Source organism: Microbispora bryophytorum (assembly GCF_043197435.1).
Taxonomy (GTDB): Bacteria; Actinomycetota; Actinomycetes; order Streptosporangiales; family Streptosporangiaceae; genus Microbispora; species Microbispora bryophytorum.
The window spans coordinates 1-17,922 of the sequence record NZ_JBICTF010000018.1 but is presented as its reverse complement, the minus strand read 5'-3'; the positions used below and the strand labels follow the sequence as shown (position 1 = coordinate 17,922).

The 17,922-nt window shown below is 71.8% G+C and carries 13 protein-coding genes; 6 read left to right on the top strand and 7 right to left on the bottom strand.

The features are described from left to right. Nucleotides 1-305 precede the first annotated feature (305 nt). The gene (gene trpA / locus ACGFIB_RS36380; RefSeq protein WP_393377998.1) at nt 306-1,133 is read left to right on the top strand and encodes a tryptophan synthase subunit alpha; all 828 of its coding nucleotides are present in this window, start codon (nt 306-308) and stop codon (nt 1,131-1,133) included. Here the strand turns inward: trpA and mgtA are convergent, their stop codons facing one another. The 5 genes from mgtA to gap all read right to left on the bottom strand — a co-directional run bounded on the left by mgtA (nt 1,134) and on the right by gap (nt 8,586). After that, a complete protein-coding gene (gene mgtA, locus ACGFIB_RS36375) occupies nt 1,134-3,629 on the bottom strand; it encodes a magnesium-translocating P-type ATPase (RefSeq protein WP_393377996.1) in 2,496 nt (831 codons plus the stop codon). 88 nt (nt 3,630-3,717) lie between these two features. Continuing rightward, nucleotides 3,718-6,225, bottom strand: coding sequence for a cation-translocating P-type ATPase (locus ACGFIB_RS36370; protein ID WP_393377993.1), 2,508 nt, complete (start codon nt 6,223-6,225; stop codon nt 3,718-3,720). A 96-nt stretch (nt 6,226-6,321) separates the two neighbouring features. Then, nucleotides 6,322-6,450: a hypothetical protein gene (locus tag ACGFIB_RS36365; RefSeq protein ID WP_357252891.1), complete on the bottom strand. Its 129-nt coding sequence runs from the start codon at nt 6,448-6,450 to the stop codon at nt 6,322-6,324. Between the two features lie 7 nt (nt 6,451-6,457). Next, a complete protein-coding gene (locus tag ACGFIB_RS36360; RefSeq protein ID WP_393377990.1) occupies nt 6,458-7,468 on the bottom strand; it encodes a zinc-dependent alcohol dehydrogenase in 1,011 nt (336 codons plus the stop codon). A gap of 125 nt (nt 7,469-7,593) precedes the next feature. Then, a complete protein-coding gene (gene gap, locus ACGFIB_RS36355; protein ID WP_393378037.1) occupies nt 7,594-8,586 on the bottom strand; it encodes a type I glyceraldehyde-3-phosphate dehydrogenase in 993 nt (330 codons plus the stop codon). 167 nt (nt 8,587-8,753) lie between these two features. Here gap and ACGFIB_RS36350 point away from each other — a divergent pair, with 167 nt between their 5' ends. From ACGFIB_RS36350 to pdxR, 5 genes are all read left to right on the top strand, one after another. Continuing rightward, complete coding sequence (locus ACGFIB_RS36350) at nt 8,754-9,455, top strand: CBS domain-containing protein (protein ID WP_393377987.1); 702 nt, start codon at nt 8,754-8,756, stop codon at nt 9,453-9,455. A 158-nt stretch (nt 9,456-9,613) separates the two neighbouring features. After that, the gene (locus ACGFIB_RS36345; protein ID WP_357252902.1) at nt 9,614-10,036 is read left to right on the top strand and encodes an Hsp20/alpha crystallin family protein; all 423 of its coding nucleotides are present in this window, start codon (nt 9,614-9,616) and stop codon (nt 10,034-10,036) included. 185 nt (nt 10,037-10,221) lie between these two features. Then, nucleotides 10,222-12,495: a formate C-acetyltransferase gene (gene pflB / locus ACGFIB_RS36340; RefSeq protein WP_393377984.1), complete on the top strand. Its 2,274-nt coding sequence runs from the start codon at nt 10,222-10,224 to the stop codon at nt 12,493-12,495. Continuing rightward, complete coding sequence (gene pflA / locus ACGFIB_RS36335) at nt 12,495-13,304, top strand: pyruvate formate-lyase-activating protein (protein WP_357252908.1); 810 nt, start codon at nt 12,495-12,497, stop codon at nt 13,302-13,304. Before pflB ends, pflA begins: the two co-directional genes overlap by 1 nt. A 218-nt stretch (nt 13,305-13,522) precedes the next feature. Continuing rightward, on the top strand, nt 13,523-15,022 hold the full coding sequence (pdxR, locus tag ACGFIB_RS36330) for a MocR-like pyridoxine biosynthesis transcription factor PdxR (RefSeq protein WP_393377982.1): 1,500 nt from the start codon (nt 13,523-13,525) through the stop codon (nt 15,020-15,022). Between the two features lie 9 nt (nt 15,023-15,031). On the opposite strand, the gene ACGFIB_RS36325 is transcribed toward pdxR, so the two are convergent. Both ACGFIB_RS36325 and ACGFIB_RS36320 read right to left on the bottom strand, forming a co-directional pair. Next, nucleotides 15,032-16,405 (bottom strand): FAD-binding oxidoreductase, encoded by a 1,374-nt coding sequence (locus ACGFIB_RS36325; protein ID WP_393377980.1) that lies wholly within the window; start codon nt 16,403-16,405, stop codon nt 15,032-15,034. 283 nt (nt 16,406-16,688) lie between these two features. After that, a complete protein-coding gene (locus ACGFIB_RS36320; protein WP_393377978.1) occupies nt 16,689-17,516 on the bottom strand; it encodes a MarR family winged helix-turn-helix transcriptional regulator in 828 nt (275 codons plus the stop codon). Nucleotides 17,517-17,922 lie beyond the last annotated feature (406 nt).

The following is a 17,922-nucleotide window of genomic DNA, read 5'->3' as shown; positions in this document are numbered from 1 at the left end:
CAAGGCTCCCTACCAGCCACCTGGAGCCGGGCGAAGCCCGTGCCCACAGCGTACGTGCATGATCTGCGATTTCCAGCGCGTCATCGGCGTGGAGGCTCATCGGCTGCGAGGCCGCCGGGCATCGCGTGGAGACCGGGCGAGGGAGAGCCCCACGCACCCGCCGGCGCTGTCGACGCCGGCACCGACCCCGGACCGGACGGGCTGATCCTGGTGAACCCGTCGGCCCGGGGCGACAAGGACATGGAGACCGCCGCGCGGCACTTCGAGCAGGACGCCGGCGCGGCCAGGGCAGGGGAAGCGAAAAAGTGAACGGAAACCTGCGGCTTCTGGCCGACACACTGGCCCGGGCGAAGCGAGAGAACAGGGCCGCGCTCATCACGTACATGACGGCCGGCTTTCCGACCGTCGACGACGGCATCGCCGCCACCCAGGCGATGCTGAACAGCGGAGCCGACATCGTCGAGATCGGCCTGCCGCACAGCGACCCGGTGCTCGACGGCCCGGTGATCCAGGCCGCCGACGACATCGCCCTGCGCGCCGGCGTCCGGATCGCCGACGTCATCCGCACCGTGCGAGAGGCATACCAGGCCACCGGCAAGCCGATCCTGGTCATGTCCTACTGGAACCCGATCGACAGGTACGGCCCCGAGCGCTTCGGCAGCGAGCTGGCCGAGGCGGGCGGCGCAGGATGCATCCTTCCCGACCTGCCCGTGGAGGAGTCCGCGCTGTGGCGCGAAACCGCGGCCAGGCATGGCCTCGCCACCGTCTTCGTGGCCGCGCCGAGCACCACCGACGAGCGGCTGCGGGAACTCACCACGGCGGGAACGGGGTTCGTCTACGCCGCGTCGCTGATGGGAGTCACGGGCACGCGGGACGCCGCCGGCACGTCCGCCGACGCGCTGGTGCGGCGCATCAGGGCGACCAGCGACCTCCCCGTCTGCGTCGGAATCGGGATTTCCGACGCTGCGCAGGCTGCCCGGACGGCTCGCTTCGCCGACGGGGTGATCGTCGCGTCCGTACTGGTCAAGGCGGTCCTCGACGCACCCGACGCCGCAGCGGGGACCGCGATCGTGGCTGAGCTCACGGCCGAGCTCAGCCGTGCGACCCGTCGGCACGCGGAATCACCGTGGTGATCAATCGCGCCGGGCCGGCTGCAGCCTGCGGCTGAACGGCGTGGACCGGCGATGCACCCGGCGGTGGGGCGGCAGGTGTCGCTCGCGTGGGGCAGGCACGGTGCGGAAGCGCCGTTTCACCGCCTCCACGAGTGCCAGGTAGACGATCAGGACGACGGCGACGGTGCCGAGAATCGCCGGTGGGATGGGCGCCAGCCCCAGATCGGGCGCGAAGGGCGCATACGGCAGGGCGAGTCCGGCCGCCACCACGGCCCCCACCGCGATCACGAGCGCCGCGGCGGGCCGGCTCCGCCAGAACGGCGTCCGGCGGGTCCTGACGATGAAGATCACCAAGGTCTGGGTCGCGAGGGACTCCACGAACCAGGACGCGCGAAACAGCGGCGGCGCGGTGTGGAAGACTCGCAGCAGCAGCGCGAACATGGCGAGGTCGAACACCGAGCTGAGCGGTCCGAAGACCAACATGAACCGGCGGATCAGCCCGAGGTCGAAGCGGGCGGGCCGGGCGAGTTGCTCGCGGTCGACGGCGTCGGCCGGGATGGCGAGCTGGCCCGCGTCGTACAGCAGGTTGTTGAGCAGCACCTGGCTCGGCAGCATCGGCAGGAATGGAAGCACCGCCGAGGCGGCCGCGGCGGAGAACATGTTTCCGACGTTGCTGGCCGTCCCCATCAGGAGGTACTTGATGGTGTTGGCGAAGATGCGGCGGCCTTCGACGATGCCGTCGGCGAGCACGCCCAGGTCCTTTTCCAGGAGCACGACGTCGGCCGCGTCCCTGGCGACATCGGCTCCGGTGTCGACGGAGATGCCGACGTCCGCGCGGTGCAGGGCGAGCGCGTCGTTGACGCCGTCGCCGAGATAGGCGACGTCCAGGCCACCGCTTCGCTGGATGCTCACGATCCTGGCCTTCTGCTCGGGGCTGACCCGCGCGAACACCGTGGTCGCCGGAAGGGCATCGGTCAGGGCGGCGTCGTCGAGGCGCTCCATCTCCTCACCGGTCAGCACTCCGGAGACGGGCAGGCCGATCTTCTCGCACAGCCCGGTGGCGACGGCGGGGTGGTCACCGGTGAGGATCTTCACGGTGACTCCGAGCGCGGCCAGGCGTCGGAGCGCCTGCTCCACTCCGGGCTTGGGCGGGTCGCTGAACACCAGGAACCCGGCCAGGTCCAGATCGGACTCCACCAGTTCGCGGGCCCCGGGACGTACCGCGACCGCGACCAGGCGGGCGCCCTCGGCGAACAGCCGCCCGGCGAGCGCGCGGGACTCCTCCGGCACGGTCCGGCATCGGGCCAGCACCGCTTCCGGGGCTCCCTTGACGATGGTCAGCGTGTCGCCGGCGGGGTCTTCGACCAGCACGGATGACATGCGCCGCTCGTGGTCGAAGGGTTTGGCGTCGACCTGCCGGTAGCCCTCCGGCGTCCACTCCCCCGCGACGGCATCCGTGCCGGCGACGGCGTCGTGGAGGGCGTCGTCGAGCGGCCCGGAGCCGGGCGGGTCCGCGCACAGCACCCCGAGACGGAACGGGCCGAGGGCATCGCCGCGGTCGGGGGTTCCGTCGGGACGCAGAGCCTGACGCAGGGCGATCTTGGCTTGGGTCAGGGTGCCGGTCTTGTCGGTGAACAGCACCTCGACGTCGCCGAGGTCCTCGATGGCGACAAGGCGTTTCACGAGCACTTTCAGCCTGGTCAGGCGGCGGGCCCCGGTGGCGAGGCCGGTGGTGACGACCGCGGGCAACAGCTGCGGAGTGACGCCGACCGCGATGGCGAGTGAGAACAGCATGGCGTCGAGCAGCGGGCGGCCCACCACCAGGTTTGTGACGAACACCCCGGCCGTCAGCGCCGCGGCGACCCACACCAACAGCCCGGAGAACCTGCGCAGCCCGATCTCGAAGGCCGTCTCAGCGTGCCGCTCGCCCAGGCCCGCGGCGATCGCGCCGAAGGCCGTACGGGCGCCGGTTCGGGACACGGTCCCGGTGGCGGTTCCCGCGGTGACGACCGTGCCCATCAGTGCCGTGTCGCCCGGTTTCCTGCGGATCGGCAGCGACTCCCCGGTCAGCACCGACTCGTCGCACTCGACGTCCCGGCCCTCGGTCAGCTCGATGTCGGCGGGAACCACGGCGCCCGGCTTCAGCTGGACCACATCGCCGGGAACCAGGTCGGTCACGTCGCGCTCGACCAGCGTGCCGCCGCGCAGCACGCGCGCCCGGCTGCGCATGTGCTCATGCAGCGCTTCCACCGCACGCTCGGCGCGGTACTCGTTGGCGAAGCCCAGCCCGACGCTCAAGGCGACGATCACACCGATCACCACCGCGTCGGTCCGCTCCCCGACGAAGAACGACACGGTGGCGGCGACCAGCAGCAGCATCAGCAGCGGGTTGCGGAGTTGCCGGGCCAGCACCGCGAGCAAGCGCGCCCGGTGGCTGCGCACCGCGTTGGGGCCGACCGTGGACCGGATGGCCGCTGCCTGCTCGTCGGTGAGCCCTGTCACGGCCGGTTCTGTCACGGTGGGCACGTCACTCGCTGGGCCGGTCATTTCGATGGGCTCCACTTTCTGGATCACGCTTCCTGGATAACGCTTCCTGGATTACCGTTCAGCGCTGTGCGGGGGCGCCGGCTCGTCCCCGCGTCCGCCAACCGCCGCCGTTCCCGCCGGAGCGCACCATGTCGCACGCCAGCACCGAGAGCGCGGCGGCGCCCAGTGCCATCGCCCAGCCGGTGGGCGGCACAGGCACCAGCGCGAGCGGCGCGCCCAGCGCCGGGATCACCGTCACGAGGATCTGCAGCGCCGCGGTGGCGGTCACCGCGACGAGGACAGGACGGCTCCGCCACCAGCCGCGCTCGAAGGTCCGGCGGCGGGCCCGGACCACGTAGGCGAGGGTCAGCCGGGCGAAGACCAGTGCGAGCACGGCCTGGCTGCGGACCTGTTCCTCGCTCCAGCCGAGGCGGCGGGCGACCTCGACGGCCGCGAAGACGAGCGCGCCGACGGCCACCGCGCGCAGCGCGATCCGGGTCAGGACCGGCCAGGAGAGCAGGCCGCCGGTGGGGCGCAGTGCCAACGGGTCGCCGGCGGGCCGGTCGACGCCGAGCGCGATGGCGGGGATGCCGTCCAGCACCAGGTTGATCCACAGCAACTGCACGGGAAGCAGCGGCACGACCAGATCCGGCCAGGCGATCAGGCCGGCCAGGACGATCAGGATCTCCGCGAGGTTGCCGGTGAGCAGATATCCGACCATCGAGGCCACGTTGTGGCGCAGGCGGCGTCCTTCGCGTACCCCTGCGACGATGGTGCCGAGGTCACCGTTGGTGACGACGACGGAGGCGGCCTCCCGGGCCACGTCCGTTCCCTCCTCTCCGGCCATGGCCACCCCCACGTCGGCGTTGCGCAGTGCCGGGGCGTCGTTCACACCGTCGCCGGTCATCGCCACGACCTGGCCGTCCTCGCGCAGGGCGCGCACCAGGTCGAGCTTGGTGCCGGGGTCGACGCGGGCCAGCACGGCCGCCTCGCGCAGCCGGGCGAACCGTTTCGGACGATCGGCGTCCGCACCTTCGAGGGCCTGGAGCGCGGCGCCCGTCACCACGGGGTCGGCGTCGATGCCCACCTCCCCGGCGATGGCGCGGGCGGTGTCGGCGTGGTCGCCGGTCACCATCACCACGCGGATGCCGGCGGCGCGGCAGTCCGCCACCGCCCGCGCCGCCGAGGGGCGGATCTCGTCGCTGAGCGCGACTAGGCCCAGCGGCTTCAGCCCTGTGGCGTCCAGATCGTCGGTGCGCAGGCCGGCGAGCGCGAGCACCCGTAGGCCGCGGTGCGCCAGACCGGGCACCGCCCGCGCCAGCCGCTCGGTCTCCGGGCCGGGAACGCACCGGGCGAGCACCACCTCCGGAGCGCCCTTGACCGTCAGCAGAGTCCCGTCCCCGGCCGCCGCGGTGATCACGGCCATCGACCTCGTCTCGGCGTCGAACGGCCGGACGGCCAGGCGTTCCTCGCCGGGCGGCAGCCTCACCCCGTGCCGCTCGGCGGCCACGGCGAGGGCGACGTCGACCGCGTCCCCTAGGTTGTCGCGGGCGTCGTTGCAGCGCAGCGCGGCACGCCACAGGTCGCTCTCGGACACCGCCACCTGGTCGGCCACGGTCAGATGCCCGGTGGTCAGCGTGCCCGTCTTGTCCGTGGCGATGACGGTGGTCGCGCCCAGCGCCTCGATGGCCGCCAGCCGCCGGACGATCACACCGAGCGCCGCCATGCGCTGTGAGCCGAGCGCCAGTGCCGTGGTAACGGCGGCGGCCAGGCTTTCCGGAACGGCGGCGATGGCCAGCGCCACCCCGGCCAGGATGATGTCGAGGAGCGCGGCCTCGCCCCGCTGGACCCGGGTGAGTCCGATGAGGATCACCACGACGCCCGCCACGACGGCGACCAGGCCGATCCGCCGCGACACCTGCGCGAGCTCCACCGCCAGCGGGCCCTTGACGCCGCCGCCCAGCGCGGAGGCGATGCGCCCCATCTCGGTGCGGGCACCGGTGCGGGTCACCTCGGCCACTCCCGAACCCCGCACGACGAGCGTCCCGGCGAACAACTCGTCGCGGCGGTCGGCGAGCGTGCCGCCTGCTCCGTCCGCTCGCGAGGCCCGTTTGTCGGACGACAGCGACTCCCCGGTGAGCATGGACTCGTTCACGGCCAGGGCGTTCGCCTGCGACAGCCGCGCGTCCGCGGGGACGCGGTCTCCGGCCGCGACCTGCACGACGTCGCCCGGGACGACCTCGGCGGCGGGCACCCTCCGTACGACGCCGTCGCGGACGACCTTGGCCATGGGCGCGGTGAGGGTGCGCAACGCCCGCACGGCGTGGTCGGCCTTCGCCTCCTGGCTCACCCCGATGACCACGTTGACCAGGAGAATGGTCAAGATCGCCGCGCCCTCGGGAATCTCGCCGAGGACGAGCAGAGTGACCAGTCCGGCGATCAGCAGCAGGATCGACATCGGGTCGGCGAGCTGGCGAGCGGCCCGGACGGGCAGGCGTGGCGGCCTCGGCTGCGGGAACTGGTTCGGCCCGTACTCGGCCAGCCGCTCCGATGCCGCCTGCGCGCTCAGTCCGGTCGGCTCATGCACGCTGATCTCCATGCCTCCAAGCAGATCACTCGGGCGTACGGGAGGGCCGCAGGCCAAAGCCATCTCGCCGGAGGACCTTGGGCCCACGCGTCCGCGTCAGGCGGGCCGGGACGGCGAGGCGGCGGCCAGGAGCACCGCCGCGACCGACAGCCGCAGCCAGACGCCGGCCCTGCCGGACCAGGCCCGCCGAGCGACGTCGGCGGGCCGGGAATCGAGGGTGGTCATGACGGCCTCACAGTTCGAAGACCAGCCGGGCGGGGATCCGGCCGGCGAGGAGGTCGTCGAAGGACCGGTTGATGTCGTCCAGTTTGCGGGTCTCGTACTTCACCGTCGTGCGGCCGGCGGCGTGCAGGCGGAAGACCTCCGCCAGGTCGGCGCGGGTGCCGACGATGGACCCGATCACGCTGATGCCGCCCAGCACCGTCTCGAAGATGGGCAGCGGCATCACGTTGTCCCGGGGCAGCGAGACCAGCACCAGGCGCCCACCACGACGCAGGGACGCGTGCGCCTGCTGCAGGACACGCGGATCGGCCGCCAGGACGACGGCCACGTCGGCGCCGCCGAGGTCGCGAATCGCTCGCACCGGGTCGTCCACCGCGGCGTTCACGACGTGAGTGGCGCCGAGTTCACCGGCGAGGAGGAGCTTTTCGCCCGTCACGTCGACCGCGACGGTCTCGGCGCCGAAGATCTGCGCGTACTGCTGCGCCAGATGCCCCAGCCCGCCGATGCCGAAGATCGCCGCACGCTCGGCCGGACGGAGCCCCGAGGCCTTGACGGCCTTGTATGTGGTGACCCCGGCGCAGGTCAGAGGAGCGGCGTCGAACGAGCTCACGGCTTCGGGCACGGGGACCACATGGCTGGCGTAGGCGGCGACGTATTCGGCGTGGCAGCCGTTCAAGCTGTAGCCCGTGTTCAGCTGGGACTCGCAAAGCGTCTCCCGCCCGCTCACGCAGTAGTCGCAGATGCCGCACGCGTAGCCCAGCCACGGGACCGCGACCCGCTCCCCCACGGCCCGGCCGGTGACGCCGGCGCCGACGTCCTGGATCACGCCGATGCCCTCATGTCCGGGCGTGAACGGCAGAGCCGGTTCGACCGGCCAGTCCCCCCGGGCGGCGTGGATGTCGGTATGACACAGTCCGCTGGCCTCGACACGCACCAGCACCTGGCCGGGCCGCAGCTCCGGCACCGGAAGGTCGCGGATCTCGATCGGGCCGTCGAACCGGGTGACCACCGCTGCATGCATTGCCTTCTCCTTTCATCGGGCTTCCGGCGTCCTCCCGCGGCGTCTGCGCGGACAGAGCCGGACGGGCCCACCGCACCGCGACGAGGACGCCCGCCGCCGCGGACACGTGCGGGATGGAAAGACCGTCACTCGGCCATGCGGGCCGCCGTCTCGACGAGCCGGTTGGCGTAACCCCACTCGTTGTCGTACCAGCCGAAGACCTTGACCAGTTCGCCGTCCGCCTGGGTGAGGGCGGAGTCGAACACGCAGGAGGCGGGGTCGCCCACGATGTCGCGGGACACGATCGGGTCGGTGCTGTAACGCAGCACGCCCCTCAGTTGCCGATCGGCGGCGTCGGCGAAGGCCCGGTTGACCTCCTGCACCCCGGCCGGGCGGGACAGCAGCACGGCGAGGTCGGTGAGTGACCCGTCCTCGACCGGGACGCGCAAGGCGACGCCGTCCAGCCGGCACGCGAGCTCGGGCAGCACCTCACCGACCATCCGGGCGGCCCCGGTCGTGGTCGGCACGATGTTCACGGCCGCCGAGCGGGCCCTCCGCGGGTCCTTGTGCGGGGCGTCCAGCAGCCGCTGGTCGGCGGTGTACGCGTGCACGGTCGTCATGAAGCCGCGGACGACGCCGAAGTTCTCGTGCAGCACCTTCACCATCGGGGCCACGCAGTTGGTGGTGCAGGAGGCCATCGAGACGATCTCGTGACGGCAGGGGTCGTAGGCCGCGTCGTTGACGCCGGGGACGATCGTGACGTCCACGCTCTTGCCGGGCGCGGAGAGGAGCACGCGGCGGGCGCCGCCCTTGAGATGGCGGGCCGCGTCGTCCCGTGTGCGGAACCTGCCGGTGGCCTCGATGACCAGATCGACGCCATAGGCGGCCCAGTCGATGTGCGCCGGATCGCTGTGCGCGGTGACCGGGATGCTGCGGCCGTCCACGTCGATGGAGGAGGCGCCCGCGGTCACCGGCACGCCGAGGGGGCCGTGCGTGGAGTCGAACCTGAGCAGATGGGCGAGGGTCGCCGCGTCCGCGAGGTCGTTGATCGCGACGACCTCGATGCCCGAGGGCAGCGCGCGGCGCAGTACGGCCCTGCCGATCCTGCCGAATCCGTTGATGCCGATCCTCATGGTGATCCTCCTCACCGCCGGTTCGCCGCCATCGTCCGTCCCGGCGCGGAGCGGCCGTAGAGGCGTAAGTGCTGCGGACAGAGGCGCAACAGCCCTCGTGCGAAGGCCTTCCGCCTCTCCGCCCGCGCCTGGTGGCCGCGATGGGATGCGGGAGGTGACACGAGGAGGAAGAGATGCGCGTGAAGGTCGCCCAGGTCATGGCCCGCGACGTCCCTGCGGTTGAGGTGGGCACACCGTTCAAGACCGTCGCCCAGGTGCTGATCGCCGCGGACCTGGGCGCCGTGCCCGTGGTCGACGCCGGCGACCGGGTCGTCGGCGTCGTCACGGACGCGGACCTGCTGCTCAAGGAGGAGTTCAAGGAGCAGTACGCCAACGAGGGCTACCGGCCGCCGCTGCGCGCCCGGCTGCGGCGCCTGTTCGGCCGGACGGGGCGCGGATGGCGCGAGAAGTCGCGCGGCGACACGGCCGCCGAGCTGATGACCTCCCCGGCCGTGACGATCGGCGCGGGAACGGCGGTGGTGTTCGCGATCCGGCTCATGGACGAGCACGGCGTCACGCATCTGCCGGTCGTCGGCGAGGACGGCACACTCGAGGGCATGGTCGGCCGGCACGACCTGCTGCGGGTCTTCACCCGTCCGGACGCCGACATCGGCCGCGAGATCATGACCGACGCGTTCGGCCGTTCCTTGTTCCGCGACCTGGCCGGGGTGACCGTCACGGTCGAGCAGGGTGTCGTGACGCTGACCGGTCGTCTGCACTGGCGCAGCGACGCGCTGACGGCCTCCCGGCTGGCGCACGGTGTCAACGGTGTGGTGGACGTGATCGACCACTTGGAGTGGGAGGAAGACGACACCCACACCTGGCGCCACCGATGACAGGATCCCCGCGCGGCGCCGAAGGCCCCACCGGCAGGGGACGCACGACCCGCGGGCGGCCGGTGTTTCGAGGTCCTTCGGATGGGACGTCCGGCCCTGCCGGAGGGGAGGCGGCGGGTGTGTGCTTGGTGCGTCGTCATCGAGACAAGGAGGTCACGATGAACCTCACGGAGCGGAGCCAGGGACGGTTCCCCTTCCCGGAACTGCTGGAGCTGCTGGAGAGCCCGGTCTACGGGTTCCGGCCGTTCGGCCAGATCATCAGGGTGGAGGACTTCGTCGCGGACGGCCGGTACGTGCTGCGGGCCGAGCTGCCCGGCATCGACCCCGACAAGGACCTCGAGGTCAGCGTGGGCCACGGGATCCTCCACATCCGGGCCGAGAAGACCAAGGAGGTCAAGGACGCCAAGGAGCCGCGCCGCTCCGAGATCGCCTACGGCGCGTTCTCCCGCTCGGTCACGCTTCCCCCGACGGCCAAGGCCGAGGACGTGGCGGCCGTCTACAGGGACGGAGTCCTGGAGATCACGGTCGGCCTGGAGGAGGAGAACACGACCGCGGGCCGCAGGATCCTCGTCCAGCACTGACCGCGAGACAGGCCCTCGCAGCCCCGGAGGGCGGACGAGACGGGCGGGGAGCCGGCCGGGCCCCCCGCCCGTCCCCCCTCCACCGCGCGGATGGCTTTGGTCCCCCTGATCGGTGACCTCCGCTCGCGGACGCGGGCGGCGGCGGGGACGACAGTGGGGGCGGAACCGAGGAAAGGGGACGGGCGATGACGGTCACGGAGGTCAGGACGCAGGGCCGCGCACAGGCGACCACGCAGGAAGCGTGGCGCGGTTTCCGCGGCACGACCTGGCGCGGGTCGGTGGACGTGCGCGACTTCATCCAGGCCAACTACACACCGTACGAGGCGGACGAGTCGTTCCTGGCAGGGCCGACCGAGCGGACCCGCGCGGTGTGGGCGGAGGTGTCGAGCCTGTTCGGCGAGGAGCGCCGGCGCGGGGTGTACGACGTCGACACCGCCACGCCCTCCTCGATCACCTCGCACCGTCCCGGCTACATCGACTCCGGCCGTGAGCTGATCGTCGGCCTGCAGACCGACGCCCCGCTGAAGCGGGCGATCATGCCGGCGGGCGGGCTGCGGATGGTCGAGAACGGTTTGGCGGCGTACGGCTACACGCTCGACCCGAAGGTGCGGGAAATCTTCACCATGTACCGCAAGACGCACAACGACGGCGTCTTCGACGCCTACACCCCCGAGATCCGGGCGGCCCGCCGCGCGGGGATCATCACCGGCCTGCCCGACGCGTACGGTCGCGGCCGCATCGTCGGCGACTACCGGCGCGTCGCGCTGTACGGCGTGGACCGGCTGATCGAGGCCAAGCGGGCCGAACTTCGCTCGCTGGACGGGGATTTCTCCACCGACGCGGTGATCCGCGACCGTGAGGAACTGGCCGAGCAGATCCGCGCGCTGGACGAGCTGAAGCGGATGGCCGCCTCCTACGGCTACGACGTCTCCCGGCCGGCCGACACCGCGCGCGAGGCCATCCAGTGGCTGTATTTCGCCTACCTCGCCGCCGTCAAGGAGCAGAACGGCGCGGCGATGTCGCTGGGCCGCACCTCGACCTTCGTGGACGTCTATCTGGAGCGGGACCTCGCCGAGGGACGGCTCGGCGAACAGCAGGCGCAGGAGCTCGTCGACGACTTCGTCATCAAGCTGCGCATCGTCCGCTTTCTGCGCACCCCCGAGTACGACCAGCTGTTCTCCGGCGACCCGACCTGGGTGACCGAGTCGATCGGCGGCATCGGCGCGGACGGCAGGCCGCTGGTGACCCGCACCAGCTACCGCTACCTGCAGACGCTGCGCAACCTCGGCCCGGCCCCGGAGCCGAATCTGACCGTCTTCTGGTCGCCGCGGCTGCCCGAGCCGTTCAAGCGCTTCTGCGCGGCCCTGTCCATCGAGACCAGCTCGATCCAGTATGAGAGCGATGAGCTGATGCGTCCGGCGTACGGCGACGACACCGCCATCGCCTGCTGCATCTCGGCCGCCCCCGTCGGCAAGCAGATGCAGTTCTTCGGCGCCCGGGTGAACCTCGCCAAGGCCCTGCTGTACGCGATCAACGGCGGCCGGGACGAGATCAGCGGCGAGCAGGTCGGCCCCGCCTACCCCGCGCTGACCGGCGACGTGCTCGACTACGACCAGGTCGCGGCGGCGTTCGACCGGATGATGGACTGGCTGGCCAAGACGTACGTGAACGCGCTGAACGTCATCCACTACATGCACGACAAGTACGCCTACGAGCGCATCGAGATGGCGTTGCACGACTACCCGGTCAGGCGCACGCTCGCCTGCGGCATCGCCGGCCTGTCGGTGGCCGCCGACAGCCTGTCGGCCGTCAAGCACGCGACCGTCCGGGTGGTTCGTGACGTGACCGGGCTGGCCGTCGACTACGTGGTCGAGGGCGACTACCCGGCGTACGGCAACAACGACGACCGCGCCGACGCCATCGCGGTGGACCTGGTGCGGTCGTTCATGGACAAGATCCGCCGCCACCCGTCCTACCGGGACGCCGAGCACACCCAGTCGGTGCTCACCATCACCTCCAACGTGGTGTACGGCAAGCACACCGGCAACACCCCCGACGGGCGCAGGGCCGGCACGCCGTTCGCCCCCGGCGCCAACCCGATGAACGGCCGCGACCGGCACGGCCTGGTCGCCTCGGCGCTGTCGGTGGCCAAACTCCCCTACGCGCAGGCGCAGGACGGCATCTCGCTGACCAGCACCGTCACCCCCGACGGGCTGGGCCGCACGGCCGACGACCGGGTCGCCGACCTGGTGGGCGTGCTCGACGGCTACTTCGACGCGGGCGGCTTCCATATGAACGTCAACGTGCTCGACCGCGCCACCCTGATCGACGCGATGGACCACCCCGAGAAGTATCCCCAGCTCACGATCCGGGTCTCCGGCTATGCCGTGAACTTCGTCCGGCTCACCCGGGAGCAGCAGCAGGACGTCGTCGACCGCACCTTCCACGGACGGCTGTGATGCGCGACAGGCTCCTCGACGACTCCACCGCCCGGCTCCGCCAGGACGCCGCCGCCGAGCTCCGCGTTTCAGAGCCGGCGGCGGGTGGCGGCGTCATCGAGTCGTGGGACCTGTCGGTCGGGGTGGACGGTCCCGGCACCCGCTTCGTGGTGTTCACCTGCGGCTGCCCGCTGCGCTGCCTGTACTGTCACAATCCCGAGACCTGGCGCATGCGCGACGGCCGCCGCGTCACCGTGGACGAGGTCATGACCGAGGTGGACCGCTACCGGCGGTTCATCTCGGTGGCCGGCGGCGGGGTGACGGTCAGCGGCGGGGAGCCGCTGCTGCAGCCCCGATTCACCGGCGAGCTGCTGCGCCGCTGCCATGACAGCGGCCTGCACACCGCGCTGGACACCTCGGGCTTCCTCGGCGACCGTGCGAGCGACGCGCTGCTGGCCGACACCGACCTCGTGCTGCTCGACATCAAGTCATGGGACCCGCAGGGCTACCGGCGGCTGACCGGGGCACGCCTTGGGCCGACCCTGCGCTTCGCCCGGCGCCTCGCCGACCTCGGCCGCCCGGTCTGGGTGCGGTTCGTCCTGGTCCCCGGCCACACCGACGCCGAGGACAACGTGGACGGCCTCGCCCGGTTCGTCGCGACGCTCGGCAACGTCGAACGGGTCGACGTGCTGCCCTTCCACCGCATGGCCGCCGGCAAGTACGCCCGGCTCGGGATGGCGTTTCCCCTGGCCGATGTCGGGCCCCCGGACCGGGCTCTGCTGGAACGCGTACACGCCCGGTTCGCCGCGCACGGCGTCACGAGCGTCTGATCCGTGCCGCCAGGCGTACAGGCCGAGCATGCGGCAGCCGGCTGCGACTCGGTACGAGACCCCGAGGGGCGGCGGCAGATGCACAACCGGGCCGAGCGTCGACATCGACGGCGGCAGCGCGGTCCGGTGGAGCAGCGACACCCAGGACAAGAACCTGCAGCTGATCACCGCTTTAGACACTTGGCTGGAATTGGTACACGCCGGTAGGGTCCGATTCTGTGGACCGTTTGAGGACCAATTCGAGGCTGGCCGAGGACGTGCTCATCGAACTGGACCGTGACGCCGGGGTGTCACTGCACCGGCAGATCGAGGCGTCCATCCGCGCGAGCATCCGGGCCGGTCGGTTGCGAGCGGGTGCGTCGCTGCCACCCAGCCGCACCCTCGCGGCCGGGCTCGGGGTTTCCCGCGGGGTGGTCGTGGAGGCCTATCAGCAGCTCGTGGCCGAGGGCTACCTTGCCAGCCGATCGGGCGGATACACCCAGGTCGCCGCGTCGATGCCGCCGGCCGCCGCCGGCGCGGGCTCCGCGGCTTCGATGGCGCGGCCGGCCGCGAGCAGTGCCGGTCTCAGGGCCGGTTTCGGGGCAGATTCCAAGGCAGATTCCGGGGCCGACTCCAGGGCCGGCTTCAGGGTCGACTTCGGATACGGGCGCACCGACGTGTCGCAGTTCCCGCGGGCCGCCTGGCTGCGTTCGGTTCGTACCGTGCTCACCACCGCACCCAACGACCGGTTCGCCTACCTCGACGGGCGCGGCGTGCTGGAACTGCGCCAGGCCCTGTGCGACTACCTCAACCGGGTACGCGGCACGCAGGCCGTCCCCGGCGACGTGGTCGTCTGCAACGGCTACGGACAGGGCATCTCGCTGCTGATCCAGGTGCTCGCGCGGCGCGGCGCCAGGCGGATCGCCCTGGAGGACCCCTCGTCCGACGACGATGCCCGGGTGCTGGCCGGGGCCGCGGGACTGGAGGTGGTCGGCATCCCGGTGGGTCCGGACGGCGTTCAGGTCGACGCCCTGGACGCGGCCGACGCCGACGCGCTGGTCCTCACGCCGTCGCACCAGTGGCCAACCGGCGGGGTGCTGTCGGCGGCGGCCAGGGCCGAGGTGATCCGCTGGGCCAGGCGCCGCGGCGCGATCGTGGTCGAGGACGACTACGACGCGGAGTACCGCTACGACCGCTCTCCGGTGGGCGCCATGCAGGGCCTGGCGCCCGATCACGTCGTCTACTGCGGTACGGCCAGCAAGACGCTCGCGCCGGGGTTGCGACTGGGCTGGATGGTGGTGCCTCCCCAGCTGGTCGCCGACGTCGCCGCGGCGAAGCTGCTCGCCGACCGCGGTTCGTCGGTCATCGACCAGCTGACGTTCGCCGACTTTCTCGGCCGCGGCGAGTTCGACCGTCACCTGCGCCGGATGCGTCCGGTGTACCGGCGCCGCCGCGACGCGCTGCTGGACGCGCTGCGCACCCATGTGCCGGAGCTGCGACCGGCCGGGATCGCCGCCGGGCAGCACGTGGTCGCCTGGCTCCCGCCCGGCCTCGACGAGGCGGCGGTGGTGGCGGCAGCGGCCCGGCATGGGCTCGGCATCCAGGGCGTCGGGCGGTTCCGGATCGCCGGCGCCGGGCCCGGTGGCCTGATCTTCGGCTACGCCATCCTCAGCGAGAGCGCCATCGCCGAGGGAGTCGCGCTGCTGGCGACGGCCATCCGGGAGGTACGGGGATCCTGACGCGGCCCGTCACAGTGCCGGACGACTGTTCTGGGCCGGACGGATGTTCTGATTCAGGTGGAACACGTTCGCCGGGTCGTAGGCGGTCTTCACCGCGGTCAGCCGGGCCAGCTTCGCGGCCGAGTACGCCCGCCGCACGCCGCGCTGCCCATCGGCCAGTTCGTCGGCCGTCAGCGAGTTGACGTAGATGCCGCTGGCGTACGGCTCAAGCGAGGCGCCGGCGGCGCGGGCGGCACTCATCCTGGCGTCGTCGTCGGCCGGGTCGGTCCAGCGGGCGCCGGCGCCGAACTCGAACATCGTGCCCCGGTGGCTGAACGCCGCGTCCGCTTCCGGGACATCGGCGATCGCGCCGCCGTGCGCCTGCAGGCCGACACCCGGCAGGTCCGGACTCGCGCTCAGGTCGGGGCAGCCGCGCAGCAAGAAGACCTCGATCGCCGCGGTGGGAAAGCTCCGCAGGTAGTGCCCCTTGGAATAGCGGCGGTACGCGTGGCCGCCGGTGGAGTCCTCGCGTTGCTGAAGTTCGAGGTAGGACGGTGTGGTGACGCGGGAGGCGACGGGACGCCCGAGTGCCCGCATCGCGGGCAGCAGCAGGCGGCCCTCGGCCGGGTCGCCGACCCACACGAACCCCAGCGTGGCGATCGGGCCGGCGGGAGTGCTGCCGACACCGGCGGTGAACGTCGCCTGCCGGGGCGCGACGGCGTTCAGGTCGCGCCAGCCCTCGATGACCGGGACGGCGTCCTCGGCGCGGAAGTCGAACTCGGCGACCAGCGTCCGCGTGCCGGTGTAATGCAACTGGAACTCGAACTCGGTCACGATGCCGAAGTTGCCACCACCGCCGCGCAGGCCCCAGAACAGGTCGGGGTTGTCGGTACGGCTCGCGGTCACCACGTCGCCCTCGGCGGTGACCACCGTGTAGGAGACGACGTTGTCGCAGGCCAGGCCGTACTGGCGAGCCAGCCAGCCCATGCCGCCGCCGAGCGTGAGGCCCCCGACGCCGGTGTGTGAGACGTTGCCGGCGGTGGTGGCCATGCCGTACGCCTGGGACGCGCGGTCCAGCGCGCCGAGCAACGCGCCGCCCTGCACCCGGGCCCGGCGACGGGCCGGGTCGACCCGCACGCCGCCCATGGCCGTCAGGTCGATCATGAGACCACCGTCGGGCACGGCGAAGCCGGCGGCGTTGTGGCCACCGCAGCGCACGCCGATCTCAAGGTCCAGTTCGCGGGCCATCCGCACGGCGGCGACCACGTCAGCGACGCTCGCCGCGCGGACGATCATTCGTGGACGCCGGTCGATCATGGCGTTCCAGACGGTACGGGCGGTGTCGTAGCCGGCGTCGCCAGGCGTGAGCACCTGGCCGTCGAAGCGGGTCGCTGTCGTTGTCATGCCACTCAGCCTGGCAGGAATCGGTACCCTCGATAAGGTCCGATCCCGTAAGCCAAACGAGGACCAATTCAGGATCACACGAATTCACGGCCACGCCGTATGCGGGAACCGGGCGCCGGCCGGGGCCAAGCACCGCACTCTGCGCTCCACACTGCGCTCCACCCTGCTCTCCACACTGCGGGAGCCGGCCCCGGCAGCCGGACGGCGTGATCCCGCGCGACGACCTGCTCGCTTCGGTGGCCGGGCCGGGGTCGTGGCCGTCCCGGCAGCTTGATGCGCCCGCTCAGTTGTCGAAGGCCCTTACCGCGGCGGCGATCGGATCGAGCCCCGCAGTCAGTTCGTCGAGCTCGTCGGCGCTGAGCACGTCGTAGGCCGGCGCGGCCAGCTCGTCGGTGAGGGCCTCGATCCGCTCCTTGGTCGTGCGGCCGGCGTCGGTGAACCCGCCGGCGGCGTCCACGAGGCCGCGGCCGCGCAGCCCGTCGACCACGGCGGTCAGCCGTGCCTTGGGCAGGTGGTGGATCCGGCCGAACTCCTCCGCTTTCATTCCGAGGGACAGAGCGAGCAGGACGTGGGCCTCGGTGCCGCCGATGCCGTGGGCGAGAAGGGCGGCGTTGTGCCCGTCCCCGCGGTGCTCGCGCAGCAGCGTCGCCGCGTGCCATAGTCTGGCCACCGGCTCTTCGGGCGCCTCCAACGCCCGGAGCCCGGCGTACAGGGGTCGGCCCTGGGTCGGCGCGCTGACCGCTGCCCGGGTGGCGAGGTCGGCGGCCCGCACCAGACCGGGCGAGTCGGCGAGCTCTCCGATCATCTGCCGCAGGGCGGCGGCGCTGCCCCGTTCGCGCACGGCGATCGCCTCCTGTGGGGTGACCTTCCCCCACACCCAGGGGATGTGGCGTGCCACCTCGCCGTCGGCGAAGTTGTAGAAGACCGCGTGCACCACCTCGGCCGGTGCCAGGCCCAGCGGGGCGGCCCGGCCCGCGAAGTATCCGTCCCAGTAGTTGCGCATGCCCAGGGCCAGGAACGCCTCGTTCGGCACCTCGGAGAAAGTGACGGTGGCGATCGGCTCGACGAGCTCGAACATGCGGTGAACCTTGGCCTGGGGGTGCTGCTGCATCGGTCGGATCTCCTGTGGTCATGACAGCTGGTCGTGTCAGCTGGTCGTGTCAGCTGGTCGTGTCAGCTGGTCGTGTCAGCTGGTCGTGTCAGCTGGTCGTGTCAGCGCCCTCGTGGGCGGCCTCTCACCCTGGCTACGAACGACGCGCCTCGGATCCGACAACTCCGCTCGATAATTTCCCGGTCGATTCTGCCGGGCAGCGTCGGGGTGTCACCCTGTATGACCGTTCATACTGCGCTGACCTCGCCGCCACCACCCTCCCCGGCCCCGGGGGGTGGGCGCCGGCATGTGTTCGATGCGAAACTGCGCCGCATGAGGGAGAACGAGCCGCGGTCGCTGATTCCCAGCATGCGGCTGGACGATCTGCTGGCGGAGTTGCAGTCGCGTCTGGAGGCGGTGCTGGCCA